Source organism: Aliidiomarina haloalkalitolerans (genome assembly GCF_003987315.1).
GTDB classification, from domain to species: Bacteria; Pseudomonadota; Gammaproteobacteria; order Enterobacterales; family Alteromonadaceae; genus Aliidiomarina; species Aliidiomarina haloalkalitolerans.
Genome location: NZ_PIPI01000001.1, coordinates 488,823 through 504,428 on the forward strand (window position 1 = coordinate 488,823; position 15,606 = coordinate 504,428).

At 48.5% G+C, this 15,606-nt stretch carries 15 protein-coding genes; 2 read left to right on the forward strand and 13 right to left on the reverse strand.

What is annotated here, in order from left to right; genetic code table 11:
* Positions 1 to 52: 52 nt before the first annotated feature.
* The 6 genes from argH to CWE06_RS02310 all read right to left on the reverse strand — a co-directional run bounded on the left by argH (position 53) and on the right by CWE06_RS02310 (position 6,675).
* On the reverse strand, positions 53 to 1,894 hold the full coding sequence (argH, locus tag CWE06_RS02285) for an argininosuccinate lyase (RefSeq protein ID WP_126790769.1): 1,842 nt from the start codon (positions 1,892 to 1,894) through the stop codon (positions 53 to 55).
* On the reverse strand, positions 1,891 to 3,114 hold the full coding sequence (locus CWE06_RS02290; protein WP_126790771.1) for an argininosuccinate synthase: 1,224 nt from the start codon (positions 3,112 to 3,114) through the stop codon (positions 1,891 to 1,893). Before CWE06_RS02290 ends, argH begins: the two co-directional genes overlap by 4 nt.
* Positions 3,111 to 4,022, reverse strand: coding sequence for an ornithine carbamoyltransferase (gene argF, locus CWE06_RS02295; protein ID WP_241972446.1), 912 nt, complete (start codon positions 4,020 to 4,022; stop codon positions 3,111 to 3,113). The genes CWE06_RS02290 and argF overlap by 4 nt, the downstream gene beginning before the upstream one ends.
* A 109-nt stretch (positions 4,023 to 4,131) precedes the next feature.
* Complete coding sequence (gene argB, locus CWE06_RS02300) at positions 4,132 to 4,914, reverse strand: acetylglutamate kinase (protein ID WP_157981112.1); 783 nt, start codon at positions 4,912 to 4,914, stop codon at positions 4,132 to 4,134.
* Positions 4,907 to 6,043: an N-acetyl-gamma-glutamyl-phosphate reductase gene (argC, locus tag CWE06_RS02305; RefSeq protein WP_420808509.1), complete on the reverse strand. Its 1,137-nt coding sequence runs from the start codon at positions 6,041 to 6,043 to the stop codon at positions 4,907 to 4,909. Before argC ends, argB begins: the two co-directional genes overlap by 8 nt.
* Positions 6,044 to 6,129: 86 nt before the next feature.
* On the reverse strand, positions 6,130 to 6,675 hold the full coding sequence (locus CWE06_RS02310; RefSeq protein ID WP_126790775.1) for a nitroreductase family protein: 546 nt from the start codon (positions 6,673 to 6,675) through the stop codon (positions 6,130 to 6,132).
* Positions 6,676 to 6,877: 202 nt separating this feature from the next.
* On the opposite strand from CWE06_RS02310, the gene sppA reads away from it, so the two are divergent.
* A complete protein-coding gene (sppA, locus tag CWE06_RS02315) occupies positions 6,878 to 8,728 on the forward strand; it encodes a signal peptide peptidase SppA (protein WP_126790777.1) in 1,851 nt (616 codons plus the stop codon).
* Positions 8,729 to 9,745, forward strand: a complete 1,017-nt coding sequence (ansA, locus tag CWE06_RS02320; protein WP_126790779.1) for an asparaginase — start codon at positions 8,729 to 8,731, stop codon at positions 9,743 to 9,745.
* 341 nt (positions 9,746 to 10,086) lie between these two features.
* On the opposite strand, the gene CWE06_RS02325 is transcribed toward ansA, so the two are convergent.
* The 7 genes from CWE06_RS02325 to fabG form a co-directional block, all read right to left on the reverse strand.
* On the reverse strand, positions 10,087 to 10,875 hold the full coding sequence (locus CWE06_RS02325) for a TatD family hydrolase (RefSeq protein ID WP_126790781.1): 789 nt from the start codon (positions 10,873 to 10,875) through the stop codon (positions 10,087 to 10,089).
* A 16-nt stretch (positions 10,876 to 10,891) separates the two neighbouring features.
* Positions 10,892 to 11,812 (reverse strand): hypothetical protein, encoded by a 921-nt coding sequence (locus CWE06_RS02330; RefSeq protein ID WP_126790783.1) that lies wholly within the window; start codon positions 11,810 to 11,812, stop codon positions 10,892 to 10,894.
* Positions 11,799 to 12,431, reverse strand: a complete 633-nt coding sequence (gene tmk, locus CWE06_RS02335; RefSeq protein ID WP_126790785.1) for a dTMP kinase — start codon at positions 12,429 to 12,431, stop codon at positions 11,799 to 11,801. Before tmk ends, CWE06_RS02330 begins: the two co-directional genes overlap by 14 nt.
* Positions 12,428 to 13,447, reverse strand: coding sequence for an endolytic transglycosylase MltG (gene mltG / locus CWE06_RS02340; protein WP_126790787.1), 1,020 nt, complete (start codon positions 13,445 to 13,447; stop codon positions 12,428 to 12,430). The genes tmk and mltG overlap by 4 nt, the downstream gene beginning before the upstream one ends.
* The gene (gene pabC / locus CWE06_RS02345; RefSeq protein ID WP_126790789.1) at positions 13,444 to 14,295 is read right to left on the reverse strand and encodes an aminodeoxychorismate lyase; all 852 of its coding nucleotides are present in this window, start codon (positions 14,293 to 14,295) and stop codon (positions 13,444 to 13,446) included. The genes mltG and pabC overlap by 4 nt, the downstream gene beginning before the upstream one ends.
* 184 nt (positions 14,296 to 14,479) lie before the next feature.
* Positions 14,480 to 14,716, reverse strand: coding sequence for an acyl carrier protein (gene acpP, locus CWE06_RS02350; RefSeq protein ID WP_126790791.1), 237 nt, complete (start codon positions 14,714 to 14,716; stop codon positions 14,480 to 14,482).
* Between the two features lie 133 nt (positions 14,717 to 14,849).
* On the reverse strand, positions 14,850 to 15,590 hold the full coding sequence (gene fabG, locus CWE06_RS02355; protein WP_126790793.1) for a 3-oxoacyl-ACP reductase FabG: 741 nt from the start codon (positions 15,588 to 15,590) through the stop codon (positions 14,850 to 14,852).
* Positions 15,591 to 15,606: the final 16 nt, after the last annotated feature.

A 15,606-nucleotide genomic window follows, 5' to 3' on the forward strand; every position in this document is an offset into this window, starting at 1 on the left:
CTTACAGCCTACTTTCTTACGACCTACTTTCTTACGACCTACTTTCTTACCACTATAAGCGGATCTCTAAACCGGTTTCATCACACGCGTGCTTGCGTGGACAAAACTCGCAATCCTTCATGACTTTTTCCGGCCACCGACTCTTATCTGCAACTTCAAAGCCAAGTTTTGCGAAGAAAGCTGGCGCACGTGTTAGCGCAATCACTCGCGCTATACCGAGGCTGCGCGCTTGATCTAGCAAAAACTGGACGATTTCTGCGCCAAGGCCTTTACCTTTTAGCGCTTCTTGTAAACCCAGAGAACGGATTTCCGCAAGTCCAGTGCCATACACATATAACGCACCACAGCCAACGACTTTGCCATCAATCTCGGCGACCGCAAACTGATGAATCGCTTGCATGATGTCTTGCTCTTGCCGTGGTAAATGCTCGCCTTTACCTGCCCAGTAGCGAATAAGATCGGCTATCGCCAGCACATCGGTCAAACGCGCTTGGCGAATGTGCGTCAGTGCCGCCGCGTGCGCTTGATAACGTAAGCGAGCTCGGCGAATGGCACCGTGAACCCGTACCGGCGCAGTCCCGCCTAAAGCACAACGACGGTTCATGCCAGCGGACAATGCCAATGCGGGGTACACATCCTCATGAATGTCAGGACAAACAGCTTGCATGATCGTGAGCGGCAGTTCCTCAAGCGCACACTGTTGCTTAATGGCTTGGAGCACCAACTGACCGCTCAGATGATGGGCATCACGAAAAGCAATGCCCTTGCCGACCAAGTAATCGGCTAAATCCGTCGCATTGCTGTAGCCAAGCATGGCCGCTTGTTCGGCTTTTTGCTCATCCACCGTTAAAAATGGAATCGCATAAGCACTAATAGCTAAACACTTCTGCCATTGATCTAGCGCATCAAAAAAGCCTTCTTTATCCTCTTGCATGTCTTTGTTGTATGCCAGTGGTAATCCTTTCACCGTCATTAACATAGCTTGTAAATGGCCGGCTACGCGCCCGGTTTTACCACGAATCAACTCGAACACGTCTGGATTCTTTTTCTGTGGCATCAATGACGAACCACTGGAAATTTGATCACCCAATAAAAAGAAACCTGCTTCGCCAGACGTATAAAACACGATATCTTCCGCTAAACGCGATAGATGCACCATGCCGATGCTTGCAACCGAAAGCAATTCCAGTACGAAGTCTCGGTCCGAAACTGCATCTAAACTGTTCCGTGCTGGTTCGCGCAGATCCAATTCTTTCGCAATCGCTGATCGATCGATCGCAATACCGGATCCCGCCAATGCCCCACAACCGAGTGGCGCGATCGCTGCACGATCACTTGCCTGTGTTAAACGATCAAAGTCACGCTCAAGCATTTCAACATAGGCCAAAGCCCAGTGTGCCACTAAAACCGGCTGTGCACGTTGCAAGTGGGTATAGCCTGGCATTACTGAGTTTTCATAGCGTTCAGCAAATTCGATCAGTGTATTGATCGCCGCAAGGATCTGCTCGCCGAGTAATTTTGCTTTAGCGATCGCCCATAAGCGTAAATCCGTAGCAACAAGATCGTTTCGCGATCGACCCGTGTGCAGCTTACGCGCAACATGACCAATTCGGTCTTGTAGTTCAGCTTCAACCCAACTGTGAATGTCTTCTGCGTCGGATTGCAAAGGTAACTTTGGGTTCAACGCGACGGCTTCACTCAGCTCTTGCAGGCCACTTAAAAGCTGCTGTTGCTCTGCTGCCGTTAATAACCCCTCGCCTGCTAGCGCATTCACCCAAGCAGTACTTGCCTGAATGTCGAATGGCGCCAGCACATAATCAAATTTAAGCGAGTCGTTAAAATCCCGAAATTCTTCGGCACTGCCCTGCTCAAAGCGGCCGCCCCACATACTCATGCTAAACCTCCTTGCTTCAGTGCACGAATGCGACTGGCTAAACTAAACAAGCGAATGAAGCCTGCCGCATCTTTTTGCTGATACACTTCATCTTGTTCAAACGTCGCAAAAGCTTCTGAATACAAACTATACGGTGATTTCCGGCCGAGTACGGTAATGTTTCCTTTGTAAAGACCAACACGCACGGTGCCGGTTAACTTACTAGCTAACACCGCAACCGAGGCTAATAATGCTTCTCGCACCGGCGTAAACCACTGGCCGTCATAGAGAAGATCCGCCAGTTGTTGCCCCAATTGATGGCGTAGCCGTTGGCATGGACGATCATGAACGAGCTCTTCGAGACCCCGCATGGCTTGATACCAAATTGCCCCACCTGGCGTTTCATAACAACCGCGCGATTTCATACCAACTAAACGGTTTTCAACAATATCGATTCGACCAACACCATGCTCTGCACCAATGGTGTTAAGTGCCATGAGTGCTTCTGTTTGCGTCACTTCAGTACCGTTAATGGCCACCAGCTTACCCGCATCGAATGTCAGTTCGACCACTTCTTGTTGGTCTGGCGCTTGCTGTGGCGAGTTGCTTAGCGTCCAAACCTGATCGGTCGGCTGTTGCCATGGATCTTCAAGCTCGCCACCTTCGTGAGAAATATGCCATAAATTGGCATCACGGCTGTAGATTTTAGTCGCTGAAGCAGTCGTTTTAATGTTGCGCTCAGCAAGGTAATCCAAGAGTTCTTGACGTGAACGCATGTGCCATTCCCGCCATGGTGCAATCACTGTTAAATGCGGAGCAAGTGCAGCAAAGGTGCTTTCAAACCGCACTTGGTCATTTCCTTTACCGGTACAACCATGGCAAACCGCGTCGGCACCGACTTCGAGGGCAACTTGTACTTGTGCTTCGGCAATAACTGGCCGCGCGAGTGCGGTTCCGAGCAAATATTGTTCTTCGTAGATTGCACCTGCTTGCATGGCTGGCGCAATCAGTTCATTGACGAACTTGTCTTTGAGGTCAACCACGTAGCAAGCTGAAGCGCCCGACTTCAGCGCTTTTTCTTCGATTCCTTCCAGCTCTTCATCACCTTGACCAACATCGGCCACAAAGGCCACGACTTCACAGTCGTAGTTTTCTTTTAACCACGGCACAATCGCCGACGTATCTAAACCACCCGAATAGGCTAAAACAACTTTCTTAACGCTTGTATTTAATTTGCTCATGAGTGGCTAAACTCCTCAAAAAGATGATGTAAAACTGCTTTCTGTACATATAACCGGTTTTCAGCTTGTTGCAACACGGCACTAATCGAACTATCCATGACTTCATCGGTAATTTCGTCATTCCGATGAGCAGGTAAACAGTGCATGACTGTCGTGGCTTGCAAGCGCTTAACTAATGCTTGGTTAACTTGGTATGGCGCAAATATTTTCTTAGTTTGCGCATAGTCGCGAGTGTCACCCATCGACAACCACGTATCGGTGTAAATCACATCGGCATGTTCCACTGCCGTTAAATCAGTACCGATTTGAATCTTATGTTGCGGATAGCGCTGATTCAGCTCAGCTAAGAATGCTTGCTGTGGACCAAAGTCGTGCGGACAAATAACGGTCAGTTTGAGATCGAGAGCTGCGGCACCGACCATCAGGCTTTGGCAGACATTGTTCCCCTCACCCACATAAAGAATATCCACAACTTTCATGTCAATCGGATACCGCTCTTGAATCGTCAGCAAATCGGCGAGGCTCTGACATGGGTGATGTTGATCGCACAAAGCATTGATCACCGGTATATTAGCCGCTTTTAATGCATGGAGAGTTTCGTGTTTAAACACTCGCGCAACAATGCCATGTGTCCAACAAGCCAAGTTACGCGCGATATCTTCCACTGATTCACGTTGACCCGGTTGCACCATTTGCGCATCGAGATACAAAGGCTGCGCACCGAGCTGCTGAATACCCACCTCAAAACTGACGCGAGTACGTAAACTCGGTTTTTCAAACAGCATAGCAATCGACTTGGTTTTCAAACTGGTTTGAAAACTAGCTGGGTGCGCCTTCATGTAACCCGCTAAGGTTAGAACATGACGAATCTGTTCGGCGCTTAAATCAAACAACGACAATAAATGCATAATCTTTCTCTTTACTTCAATTTTGTTCGAACGATAAAAAAGTGCGCTAACCACCGATTAATACAAGCTCGGCAGAGCCTAGGCGACGTAACGCAAGGAAAGTATTAAATTAAACGCGGATATGCGTGCCCAAACACTCGCCCTGCAATACAGCGACTACCGTCTGGGCGTCGGCCCAACCAGCAATCGCGGTGCTTCGTCGCGAACGTTCGGCAGCTAAAATGGCGGCTTTCAATTTCACTTGCATACCACCTTGAATGAAAGGTTGGCTGAGCAATAAGCGCGCTTCTGCTAGCGAAATTTCGTTAATTGGATTGTTATGACCGTCGAGAATCGCCGGCACATCACTGAATAATAATAATTCTGCATTCAATGCCATTGCGATTGCAGCTGCCGCATAGTCAGCATTGACGTTACACAGTGTTTGGTCTTGATCCAAACCAATGGAACTGACAATTGGGAAAAACCCTGATGACAACAGCAACTGCAAAAGTTCAACCCCGGGAAGTTTCTCGGCATTCGCCATCGGCTCACCGACACAGCCAAGCGCAGCGACCCGTTTTAAAGCGCACATTGGGCCATCAGCCAAACTCAAGCCGACTGCTTTAAGGCCAGCGCCATGGGCTGCCGCCACAATCTTTTTATTGGTTGTGCCTGCCAAAGCGCCAGTAATGATCGGCATGTGTTCCACGGCAGTTACCCGTTGGCCATTAACTTTTTCACTAATAAAGCCAGCTTGCTGCAATTGTTGATCAACCGTTGTTCCGCCGCCATGCACCAATACAACAGGCACTTGACTGACCGCAATGGCCTGCAAAAATGCAGCTAAAGCTTGCGGGTTATCGAGGATCGCGCCACCGACTTTGGCGACCTTAATTACTGCACTAGTCATGCTGCGCTGCTCCACTATCAACGACCGCTGCAGCGCGAGCTGAAACGCCACCAAGAAACCGTTCAAAGCCCGTTGTAGCAGGCAAACCATAAACGATATTAGCGACCTGCACGGCTTGGCTTGCAGCACCCTTCAACAAATTATCTAGCGCTGCAATTACAATCAATTGTTGCCCTTCCACCGCAACGTATAAATCACAAAATGGTGTATAGGCGACATGCTGCACCGCAGGCGGCGCATGCACTAAACGTACAAATGGTTGGTCTGCATAGGCCTTCTGAAACGCATCGAGAACCATTTCCGCAGACACCCCCCCGCGAAGTTGCGCCACGCAAGTAGCGACTATTCCGCGCGGATAAGGTCCAAGTATCGGCGTAAAAACGACGTCGGTTGCTAAGTTACGCGCTATCTCAGGACGATGACGATGATTAAACACACCATACGCTTGCACACTCACTTCACAAAATGAAGTGCGTAGGTTCGCCGCTCGCCCTGCCCCAGAAACACCGCTGATGGCTGTCACCACGGGAACTGTTGCAGGGTCAAGAAACGCACTCTCACACACAGGCGCTAAGGCTAAAGTCGCCGCCGTTGGATAGCAGCCGGGAATACTGTATAGCGCAATGTCTTGAAAACTATTGGCATTTAAGTGCTCGGCTAAACAATAAGTCGCTTGCGCAAGCAAGCCAGGAAATGGATGAACAAATCCGTAGGTTTGGGCAAATAAATCGGCATCAGCAAAGCGGTAAGCACCGGAAAGGTCGAAGACGGCAATTCCTTGTGCCAGTAACTTTGGTGCTAATTCAGCACTCGCTTCGTGTGGCAATGCCAAGAAGGCAAGGTCAACGTTGGCTAATACGTCGGTGTCACCGGTAAAGGGTTCAATGACCAGATCGGAAGTTCCGGCCAGTTGTGGCGCAATGCGCGCCCATGGCATGGCCGAACTGCGCTCGGAAGCGAACGCATGAGTGACTTGGATATATGCATGATTATGCAATAGAGCCAATAGTTCTGAACCGCTGTAACCACTGGCTCCAAAAACGACAGCCTGTAGCTTTGACAGGCTGTCCAATTCAGCTTTAGGGGGGTGATTTAAATATTTCAACGTGAACCATTCTATTAGCGACAACCAAACATGCGCCTAGGGTAACCAAAGCGACAAAGCCAGTCAATATAATTATGCCAATATAATGATTATTTATTCACAAAAAGTGATTAAGGTAATTTGAAAATCCGTTTTTCCTTTTTCGGTTTAATCGGTGTCGGAACTGCGGGCGTACCAACATACAGAAAACCTACAATGTCGTCGGTTAATGCGATCCCAAGCGCTTCTTTCATGTGATCCGATTCTGCATAAACCCCAGTGCGCCAAACTGCCCCCAGTCCTAAGGCAAACGCCATTTGTTGCATAGCCATCATGGCACAGGCGGCACTCGCATATTGTTCTTGGCGCGGAACTTTTGGCTCTTCCATATAGCGTGTCGAAACAATCAGCAAACATGGCGCCCGGAGCGGCAACTGAGCCGCACGTGACTGCTCTGCGTCACTTAAGCCCTCAAGCCCGGCAACTGCAGTAAATATTTCACTGAGTCGCTGTAATTGCTCACCCTGATAAACGGTGCATTCGTAAGGCGTTAAGTTCATATGATCGGGGACTCTTAACGCGGCAGCCTCCAATAATTCTAACTGTTGCTGATCAGGTCCAGGCGCAACAACTCTTGGCATTGACGAACGATTTAATAATAGCTCTAACGCATCCATAGTGATTTCCGACAACGAAAGTAAAAACGAAAGTGAAAACTCAGGTAGAACAACGACGCTACATTAGCATTGGAATAGAATTGTTACAAAAGAGTGCTACGCAGAAGTGAATTAAATGGTTAAACTATATCCAGATTCTGCCGAACTGCTGTCGACATAATTAACATCAGTAAACCAAAAACAACGACATGGACTGATAAACATGAAATTTTTAAGCCGCCTACTGCGCCCGATTTGGAATTTTATCAATACGGTGCGACGTATCATTCTCAACATCCTCTTCTTTGTGATCGTTATTTTCGTTACCGTCGCATTATTTTCTGGCGACAAAGAGCCGACGGTACCAGACGGAGGGCTCTTAGTCTTAAACCCACGCGGGATGCTCGTTGAAGAGCCTCGCTACGTCTCGCCAAGTGACCGTTTCGTTGCCGATGCATTGGGCAATACGCCAATTCTCGAAACAAGTTTGCATGATTTTCTCGCTGTGATTGAGCACGCTGCCAACGATGACCGGATTGCGGGCGTCGTCCTCGATTTGCGGTCATTTTGGGGTGGTGGCGTTGGTAAACTAGAATTAGTTGCCGAGCGTCTCGAATTAGTGCGCGCCGCAGGCAAGCCCATTATTGCTCATGGCAATCTCTTTACCCAATCGCAGTATTACTTAGCGAGCCAAGCGGACACGATTTATTTGAATCCGCAGGGTGCGGTCGCGATTGACGGCTACCATTCTTATCAGACCTACTTTAAAGGGCTGTTCGACAAGCTACACGTTAAGCCCTACATTTTCCGTGTCGGTGACTTCAAGTCCGCTGTCGAACCCTATAGCCGTAGCGATATGTCGCCAGAAGCGCGTGAAGCAAATCAAGAATTTATCGACAGTCTATGGCAGAATTACTTAGCGGGTATCACTCGCCATCGTGAAATTGCGCCAGAACTTCTGTCTGGACGCATGGATGATTATCTTGCGTTATTTGCCGCTGCTGAAAACAGTCAAGCGCAAATGGCATTGCGCGCCGGTTTGGTTGACGAGCTCGCGCATGCAGAAGAAATCCGCCAAAATCTCATTGCCTTGGGTGGCAAAGACTCCGATACCAATAGTTATCGTCACATCGGCTGGCGCGATTACCATCAGGTCATCCAAAATGAAAATATTGTGAAACGGCCAGACACCCGTCCACAAGTTCATGTGGTTTTCGCCGCAGGTACCATCCTTGATGGTCGTCAGCCACGCGGTACAGTGGGTGGTGAAAGTTTAGCGGCCGAATTACGCCGTGCCCGTCTAAATGATGACATTAAAGCGGTCGTCTTACGGATTGACAGCCCCGGCGGCAGTGCGTTTGCTTCCGAACAAATTCGCCAAGAGCTATTACAATTACGCGAAGCCGGTAAACCAGTTATTGCATCGATGAGTTCGGTTGCTGCATCGGGTGGTTATTGGATTGCTGCTGGTGCCGATGAGATTTTCGCAACCCCAGCGACCATTACCGGTTCAATCGGTGTCTTCGGTATGTTCTTATCCGTCCAAGACACGTTAGCTGAAGTTGGTGTGTTCACGGATGGTGTGTCGTCGACTGAATTCCCTTATGTCAGCATTGATCGGGATTTGAACGAAGCTGCACAAGAAGTGATTCAGCGTGGCGTTGACCGGATTTACCTCGAGTTCCTTGAGTTAGTCGCAAATGCCCGCGACATGACCGTTGATGAAGTTCACGAAGTTGCCCAAGGTAGGGTCTGGACTGGTACTCGCGCCCTCGAATTGGGGCTAGTCGACCAACTTGGCGAACTTGAAGATGCCGTCATTGCTGCGGCGGCACGCGCTGAACTCGAGGACTATCAAGTCACTTTCCCAACTTATGAACTCAGTGGCTGGGATGCATTTATTGCGCAAATTCTCGATTCTGGGGTTAAGTTTGCACCAAGCCTATTTGCACCAAAATCACCGACATTGGTTGATCAAAAGCTGCTACAATTACGCCGCGAAATTGAAGCGATTAACGAATTCAATGACCCGCAGCATATTTATAGCCGTTGTTTAGAATGTAAGGTGCAATAAGTGTCAGAACCGAGAAAGCGGATTTATATTGCCTATACCGGTGGAACCATTGGCATGATGCGCTCGGCACATGGTTATGTGCCAGCGCCAGGGTTTCTCGCCGAAAGTATTCAAGGAATGCCAGAATTCTACCGGCCTGAAATGCCAGAATTCACACTCTGCGAATACTCGCCATTAATGGATTCTTCCGATATGACGCCAACGGATTGGCAACGTATTGCCGAGGACATTCAGCAGCATTACCATGATTACGATGGATTTGTCGTGCTTCATGGCACTGACACCATGGCGTATACTGCATCAGCGCTTTCTTTCATGTTCGAAAACTTAGGTAAGCCGGTCATTGTGACCGGCTCACAAATTCCGTTAGCAGCTCTGCGTTCAGACGGTCAAACCAACCTTTTGAACGCGCTATATTTAGCTGCGCACTATCCTATTCACGAAGTTGCCCTCTTCTTTAACAATCGTTTATTCCGCGGTAATCGAGCGACCAAAGCCGATGCCGACGGATTTAACGCGTTTGAGTCGCCGAATTACCCTCCCTTGCTCGAAGCAGGGATTGAAATTGAGCTTATCGCCGGTGAAATCTCAGAGATTTCCAATCAACCTTTGCGTTTATCACCAATTACGGCGCAAGAAATCGGCGTCGTTACTCTTTACCCTGGTATGCGTGCAGAAATTATCAATAGCCTCGTTCAGCATCCGGTCAAAGCCTTGATTATTCAAAGTTATGGTGTTGGTAATGCACCGCAAAGCGGCGCTTTGATCGAAGCCATTCGAGCAGCAATTAAACAAGGCATTATCGTCGTGAATTGTACTCAATGCTTCAAGGGGACTGTGAATATGACCGGCTACGCGACCGGCAATGCTTTAGCAGATATCGGCGTGATTAGCGGTCATGATATGACGATCGAAGCTGCTTTAACCAAGCTTCATTATTTATTAAGTACTTACGATGACACTCAGGTGATACGTGAGCTGCTGGCCGACAACCTACGTGGTGAGCTGACCATTTAAAAAGTTGATGGTTAGTCAGCCATTTAAAATATTTTTGTACACTTTCTGGACAACTCCGAGAAGTTGACTATTATTACTGATCCCTAATGAATGAAATTTGGGTGCAAGTGGTTCGGAGTTCTTGTATTTCTAGCTGAAAAGCATGTGTCATGCCTCTAGCGTCCCTCGCTGCCGTGACAATGAACCAAACTCGATAGTTCGACGAACCTTATCTTTGCGCAAAGCCCAGTGGCAAGTTCGCTGGGCTCTTCCCCTAAGCTCGAAACGCCCCCCTTAGTTTCGAGCTTTTTTCTTGACTCAGTTTTGCCAAGTTCATGTAAGTCTCTGCAACTGCGATGGCACTAATTGTTCAGCGCTGTACGCTGCAATTTGAACAGTTCATAAAAGTTATTTCGCGTGATTTCAGCCACTTCTGCAACGTCTAATCCCTTCAACTGAGCAACACATTCGGCTACATGCTGCACGTACGCGGGATGGTTTTCTTTTCCGCGGTGCGGAATTGGCGCCAACCAAGGTGCATCGGTTTCAATTAATAATCGTTCAATGGGAACATTTTCAACGACATGTCGCAGCTCTTTTGCGTTGCGAAAGGTGACAATGCCGGAAATTGAAATATAAAAACCCAAGTCTAAGGCTTGTTCAGCCATTTCCAGGCTCTCGGTAAAGCAATGCATGACACCGCGGCAATGCTGCGCCTGCCCTTCGCGTAACATCGCAATGGTATCTTCGCGCGCATCACGCGTATGAATGATCAAGGGTTTTTGCACGGCGTTCGCGACTTCAATATGGTGGGCAAAGCTATCTTGCTGAGCTTGGATATGATCTTTATCGTAATAATAGTCGAGCCCAGTTTCACCTACAGCAACGACGTCTTCGCGGGCACAAACGGCCGCTAACTGAGCGCCGACGTAGCCGTGTTTGGCGACATACAATGGATGCACACCACAAGAAAAACTCACGTGTCGATGTTGACCGACAATACCTTGCATCTGTTCGAAGTCGTCAAGTGCGACACCAATACATAGCATGTGCTCCACGCGAGCCGCTTTGGCATCCGCAAGAACTTGCTCGATACCGAGTTCCTCGGTTACTTTTAGTTTGTCTAAATGACAATGAGAATCTACAAACATAATACCTAAATCTAAGTTAACCCGTTAATACATCACGCTTACGGTAGACCTGCATAAGTAGTTCACTGCACCAGGCCTGCAATAGTAAGCTTAAATTAAGCCCGGATTGTTTTGCCAGAGCTCGAATTTCTATGCCGCGCCGATACGCAGCAGCCAAAATGTCCGCAGCCTGCGCTGGGGCCAAACTTTTTGGCAGCATTGCGGTTTGTTCCGCACTTAGTTGATCACTTAAACATGCAACATAGAGCATTTGCAGTTCCACTAACACCTGCTCAAACCAAATCGCTAATTGTGGCGCATCGGATTCCTTTGGAAACTCACCACGCAAAAGTTGCCCAAGGCTGACTTGAATACCCGCTTGATCTTGCTGGTGCTCTGCCTGCCAAGCTCGTCGTTGTTGATAACTTGGTAATGGCAGTGTGTAGAAGGTGCTACGGCTCCGAATTGTTGGTAACACTTGACTGTACTGCTTGGCAAACAAACAAAAATAGGTATTGTTTGGTGGCTCTTCGAGCGTTTTCAGCAACGCATTCGCAGCTTGTACGGTCATGTGGTCGATAGCCATGACAGTAATGACCTTATTACCGCCCTGCGCTGCTGTTTTTTGTACCTGGGTCATCGCCTGACGAATTGCATCAATGCCAAGTTGCTTACCTTCTTCCGCGACCACTTCAATAAAATCCGGGTGATTTCCCGCTAAATAGAGTTTACAGCTTTTACACTCACCACAGGCTTGTTGTCGCTGGAGACGTGTGTCACAGAGCAAAAATTGTTGGAGCTTCGCGCGCAAGACTTCGCTACCCACTTCTGGTGAGTCGGAGAATGCCAAAGCGTGCGGCAAGCGCTGCTGTTGATAGCCGCTAACCAATTGCTGCCAAAGTGGCCGTAACCAAGGCATGTTGGTCGCTGTTGGTTGCGCGTCGTTATTCGCAGACATTATCTGGCCACCTTGCTGCTAATGCAGCTTGCAGCTGAACTTGCACCTGCTCAAGTTCACAACTAGCATCGATTACGACAATGTTCGGTTCGCTTGCAGCAATTTCTAAGTATCGCTGGCGTGTACGTTGGAAAAAGTCGAGGGTTTGCTTTTCAATCCGATCGAGTTCACCGCGACTGTGGGCTCGTTGTAAACCTAATGCCGGGTCGATATCTAAATACAGCGTGAGATCGGGCTGAAAATCTTTCATGGTTAGCTGGCGTAATTGCAGAAGAACAGCGTCACCGAGCTCACGGCCACCACCTTGATATGCGCGCGACGACAAGTCATGGCGATCACCAATAACCCATTCACCGCGCGCTAATGCTGGCTTGATCACATTCTCAACGAGTTGTACCCGCGCTGCGTACATTAGCATGAGTTCTGCTTCTGCTGTAATCGACTCATCCCAGTCCCGTTTTACGAGCTCCCGTAACGCTTCAGCGAACGGTGTACCGCCAGGCTCGCGAACTAATTGAGCAATTTTTCCGTGCGCTTCAACCCAAGTTTTAACCGTATTTACGGCAGTACTTTTGCCAGCGCCTTCTAAACCCTCAATGACAATAAACTGTCCTTTCATCGGTTCCTCTGATAACGGAATACTGCTCGATTATGCTCTTCGAGCGTACGTGAAAATACATGCGTGCCATCATTGCGACTCACAAAGTAATAATAGTCAGACTCTGCTGGCATCAAAGTTGCGGCAATCGCAGCGCGGCCTGGCATGGCAATCGGCGTTGGCGGTAGTCGGTCAATCCGGTAGGTATTATACGGAGTATGTTCTTGAATGTCAGACCGATAGATCACCCCTCGGTAACGATCACCAAGCCCGTAGATAATAGTTGGATCGGACTGCAAACGCATACCTTTGTGTAAACGGTTGACAAAAACTGATGCCACAAGCTCTCGTTCATCGGCTGCTCCGGTTTCTTTTTCGACAATAGAAGCCAATACTAACGCCTCATACCAAGATTCAACCGGGACTGAACGATCACGTTGCGGCCATAACTCTTCGACGACACGCTGCATGCGGCCGTAAGCCTGGCGATAGATTTGCAAATCCGTGGTATACGCATAAAACCGATACGTATCCGGAAACAGAAGCCCTTCAGGGTGCTCAAATTCGCTACCCAATTGAACCATAAGCTCGCTAGGCTCTTGGGCTGCGATACCGGATCGAATATAAGGATGACTGGCTAGAATTTGCTGCCATTGTGTGAACTGAGTGCCCTCAACGAAGGTGATTGCAAATAGATACTGCTCACCCGCTTGCAGTCGTTGCCAAAAATCCGCTAACGGCTCATGTTCGCGAAGTTCATAAACCCCTGCTTTCACACCGCTCTTTCTTTGGAATAAACGCAAGGCATATTCAAGGCGCTTCGGTGCGCTGACATAGCCTTCCTGGAACAATTGTTGGCCCACTCGGCGAGAGTGACTGCCACGAGGCACTTCCAACAAGACAGGTTGCACGTCGCTTGTGACGTTGGTCAGTGTCGCACCATGATGGAACCACCAGTGCAAGTAAGCATAACTACCCGCGAGCGCTACGAGAGCTAAGCAAAAAAGAGCAATCACACTGCGAACAAAAAACTTCATACAGGTTCCAATATCGATTCGAGTTGTTGCGGATAACAGCGAAAGCCTGGTAAGTCTCGGTCAGCAAATCGTTTAACGGGCACGATACCAAGCAAAGAGTTCGACAATACTATTTCATCTGCGTGAGCGAGATCGCTCATGCGGTAGTGACCAACCTGAACATGGGGATTCAATGCTAAGACTTGTTCCCGTGCGACCCCAGCAATACCTGCGGCACTTAAGTCCGGCGTAAACCAAGTGTTGCCGCAGCGCCAAAATAAATTTGCGACCGTAGTTTCAATGACATATCCAGCGGTGTCAGTAACGACTAAATCATCCACAAGTTGGGATTGCTCCCCCTGTTGCTTTAACTCTTGCTTCAACAGCACTTGTTCCAAACGATTGAGCGTTTTTAAGCCAGCAAGCGCTGGTTGCCGCGCTAATTGCAGTTGTGCTTGCCCTAATAAAACACCATTCTCACGCCATTGCTGATAGTGTTCAGGGTAGCCACTTAAACTCAAAACCCGGCGGGTAACCGGCGCATCAGGTACTTGATATCCTCTACCACCGTCGCCACGAGTCAGCACAATTTTGAGCACAGCGTGGTGTAATTCTGCTGCCTGAAACTCCGCTTTCAATAACGACCAGTCTGCCAATATGCGCTCTTCGGTCACTACGGCTAAGCCGAGCTTCTGCTGACATAACAACAGTCGTTGCCAATGCCGATCCCACGCGACTAGCTCGCCGCCAGCCACGGCCACTGTGGTAAAACAGCCGTCGCCATATTGCCAACTGCGATCGGTGAGCGGCAAACACTGAGTGCTTTTGCCGTCAACCAATGTCTGAACTAAATGTGCCTTCGCAGTCATAGATAGATAATTACCAATTGTTACCGAGAACAGAACTTTTTATTGTGCCTGAATTCCACCGTCGTGCAACCCCGAAGAGCTCGCTGCAACAGCTGAGTTAGGCAACTGTCGACGATCAAGCAGGTAATAAAAAAGGCGGAATTTTCATTCCGCCTTTCTAGAAACAAGTCGTGTTCAGAAACGATTACGCTGAATGCTTGTTGATGTAATCGATTGCTGCCTGAACGGTACGGATTTTTTCCGCTTCTTCGTCAGGAATTTCAGTTTCGAATTCTTCTTCCAGAGCCATAACTAGCTCGACGGTGTCTAATGAATCTGCACCCAGATCATTTTCAAAAGAAGCTTCTGGTTTTACTTCTTCTTCTTTAACACCTAATTGTTCAATGATGATTTTCTTTACGCGTTCTTCGATAGTGCTCATGTTTAACCCTCAATTCAAGGTATCTTTATTAAATTTGCGTGTAGTGTAGTCAATCAGTCGACACGATTAAAGCAAAAATTACAGATTTTGTGGAGGTCTTACCTCGTCTTGCTGCTATTTTCGGCAAAAATGCTTACACCATACTCATGCCACCGTTGACGTGAATCGTTTCACCGGTGATGTATCCCGCTTGCTCCGAAGCTAAAAAGCTCACAGCGGCGGCGATTTCTTCTGGCTTACCAAGACGCGCAGCCGGAATTGTTTCAAAAATTCGTTCACGCTGCTCATCAGTTAATGCCTTAGTCATATCGGTATCGATAAAACCAGGTGCCACGGCATTGACTGTGACGCCACGCGATGCAATTTCTTTCGCTAACGCTTTGGTAAACCCAATTAATCCTGCTTTTGCAGCGCAGTAGTTAGCCTGCCCTGGGTTACCTGTCGTGCCGACCACTGAGCCAATATTGACGATACGGCCGTAACGATTTTTCATCATACCACGCATGACCGCTTTGCACATCTTATAAACCGCGGTCAGGTTGGTATCAATGACGCTATTCCATTCGTCATCTTTCATCCGCATCAACAGATTGTCACGGGTAATCCCAGCGTTGTTAACCAGAATATCGATCTTGCCAAATTCTTTCTGCAAATCGCTAACCAGCGCGTCTATGGCACCCTCAGCCGTGACATTTAAGACACAACCACGGCCGTTACCATTCAGATATTCACTAATGGCTGCAGCGCCACTTTCACTCGTTGCGGTACCAATCACGGTGGCGCCGCCAGCTGCAAACGCCTCAGCAATGGCTTTACCGATGCCACGCGTCGCACCTGTGACAAGCGCAACCTGTCCGGCAAATGAGTTCGACATGTAAATTCCTCTTTTT

Coding starts and splice junctions, on each gene's coding strand:
- CWE06_RS02290 (WP_126790771.1), bottom strand. CDS start 3,114: ATGAGCAAATTAAATACAAGCGTTAAGAAAGTTGTTTTAGCCTATTCG.
- argB (WP_157981112.1), bottom strand. CDS start 4,914: ATGACTAGTGCAGTAATTAAGGTCGCCAAAGTCGGTGGCGCGATCCTC.
- mltG (WP_126790787.1), bottom strand. CDS start 13,447: ATGAAGTTTTTTGTTCGCAGTGTGATTGCTCTTTTTTGCTTAGCTCTC.
- sppA (WP_126790777.1), top strand. CDS start 6,878: ATGAAATTTTTAAGCCGCCTACTGCGCCCGATTTGGAATTTTATCAAT.
- tmk (WP_126790785.1), bottom strand. CDS start 12,431: ATGAAAGGACAGTTTATTGTCATTGAGGGTTTAGAAGGCGCTGGCAAA.
- argF (WP_241972446.1), bottom strand. CDS start 4,022: ATGCATTTATTGTCGTTGTTTGATTTAAGCGCCGAACAGATTCGTCAT.
- acpP (WP_126790791.1), bottom strand. CDS start 14,716: ATGAGCACTATCGAAGAACGCGTAAAGAAAATCATCATTGAACAATTA.
- fabG (WP_126790793.1), bottom strand. CDS start 15,590: ATGTCGAACTCATTTGCCGGACAGGTTGCGCTTGTCACAGGTGCGACG.
- argH (WP_126790769.1), bottom strand. CDS start 1,894: ATGAGTATGTGGGGCGGCCGCTTTGAGCAGGGCAGTGCCGAAGAATTT.
- pabC (WP_126790789.1), bottom strand. CDS start 14,295: ATGACTGCGAAGGCACATTTAGTTCAGACATTGGTTGACGGCAAAAGC.
- CWE06_RS02330 (WP_126790783.1), bottom strand. CDS start 11,812: ATGTCTGCGAATAACGACGCGCAACCAACAGCGACCAACATGCCTTGG.
- CWE06_RS02325 (WP_126790781.1), bottom strand. CDS start 10,875: ATGTTTGTAGATTCTCATTGTCATTTAGACAAACTAAAAGTAACCGAG.
- CWE06_RS02310 (WP_126790775.1), bottom strand. CDS start 6,675: ATGGATGCGTTAGAGCTATTATTAAATCGTTCGTCAATGCCAAGAGTT.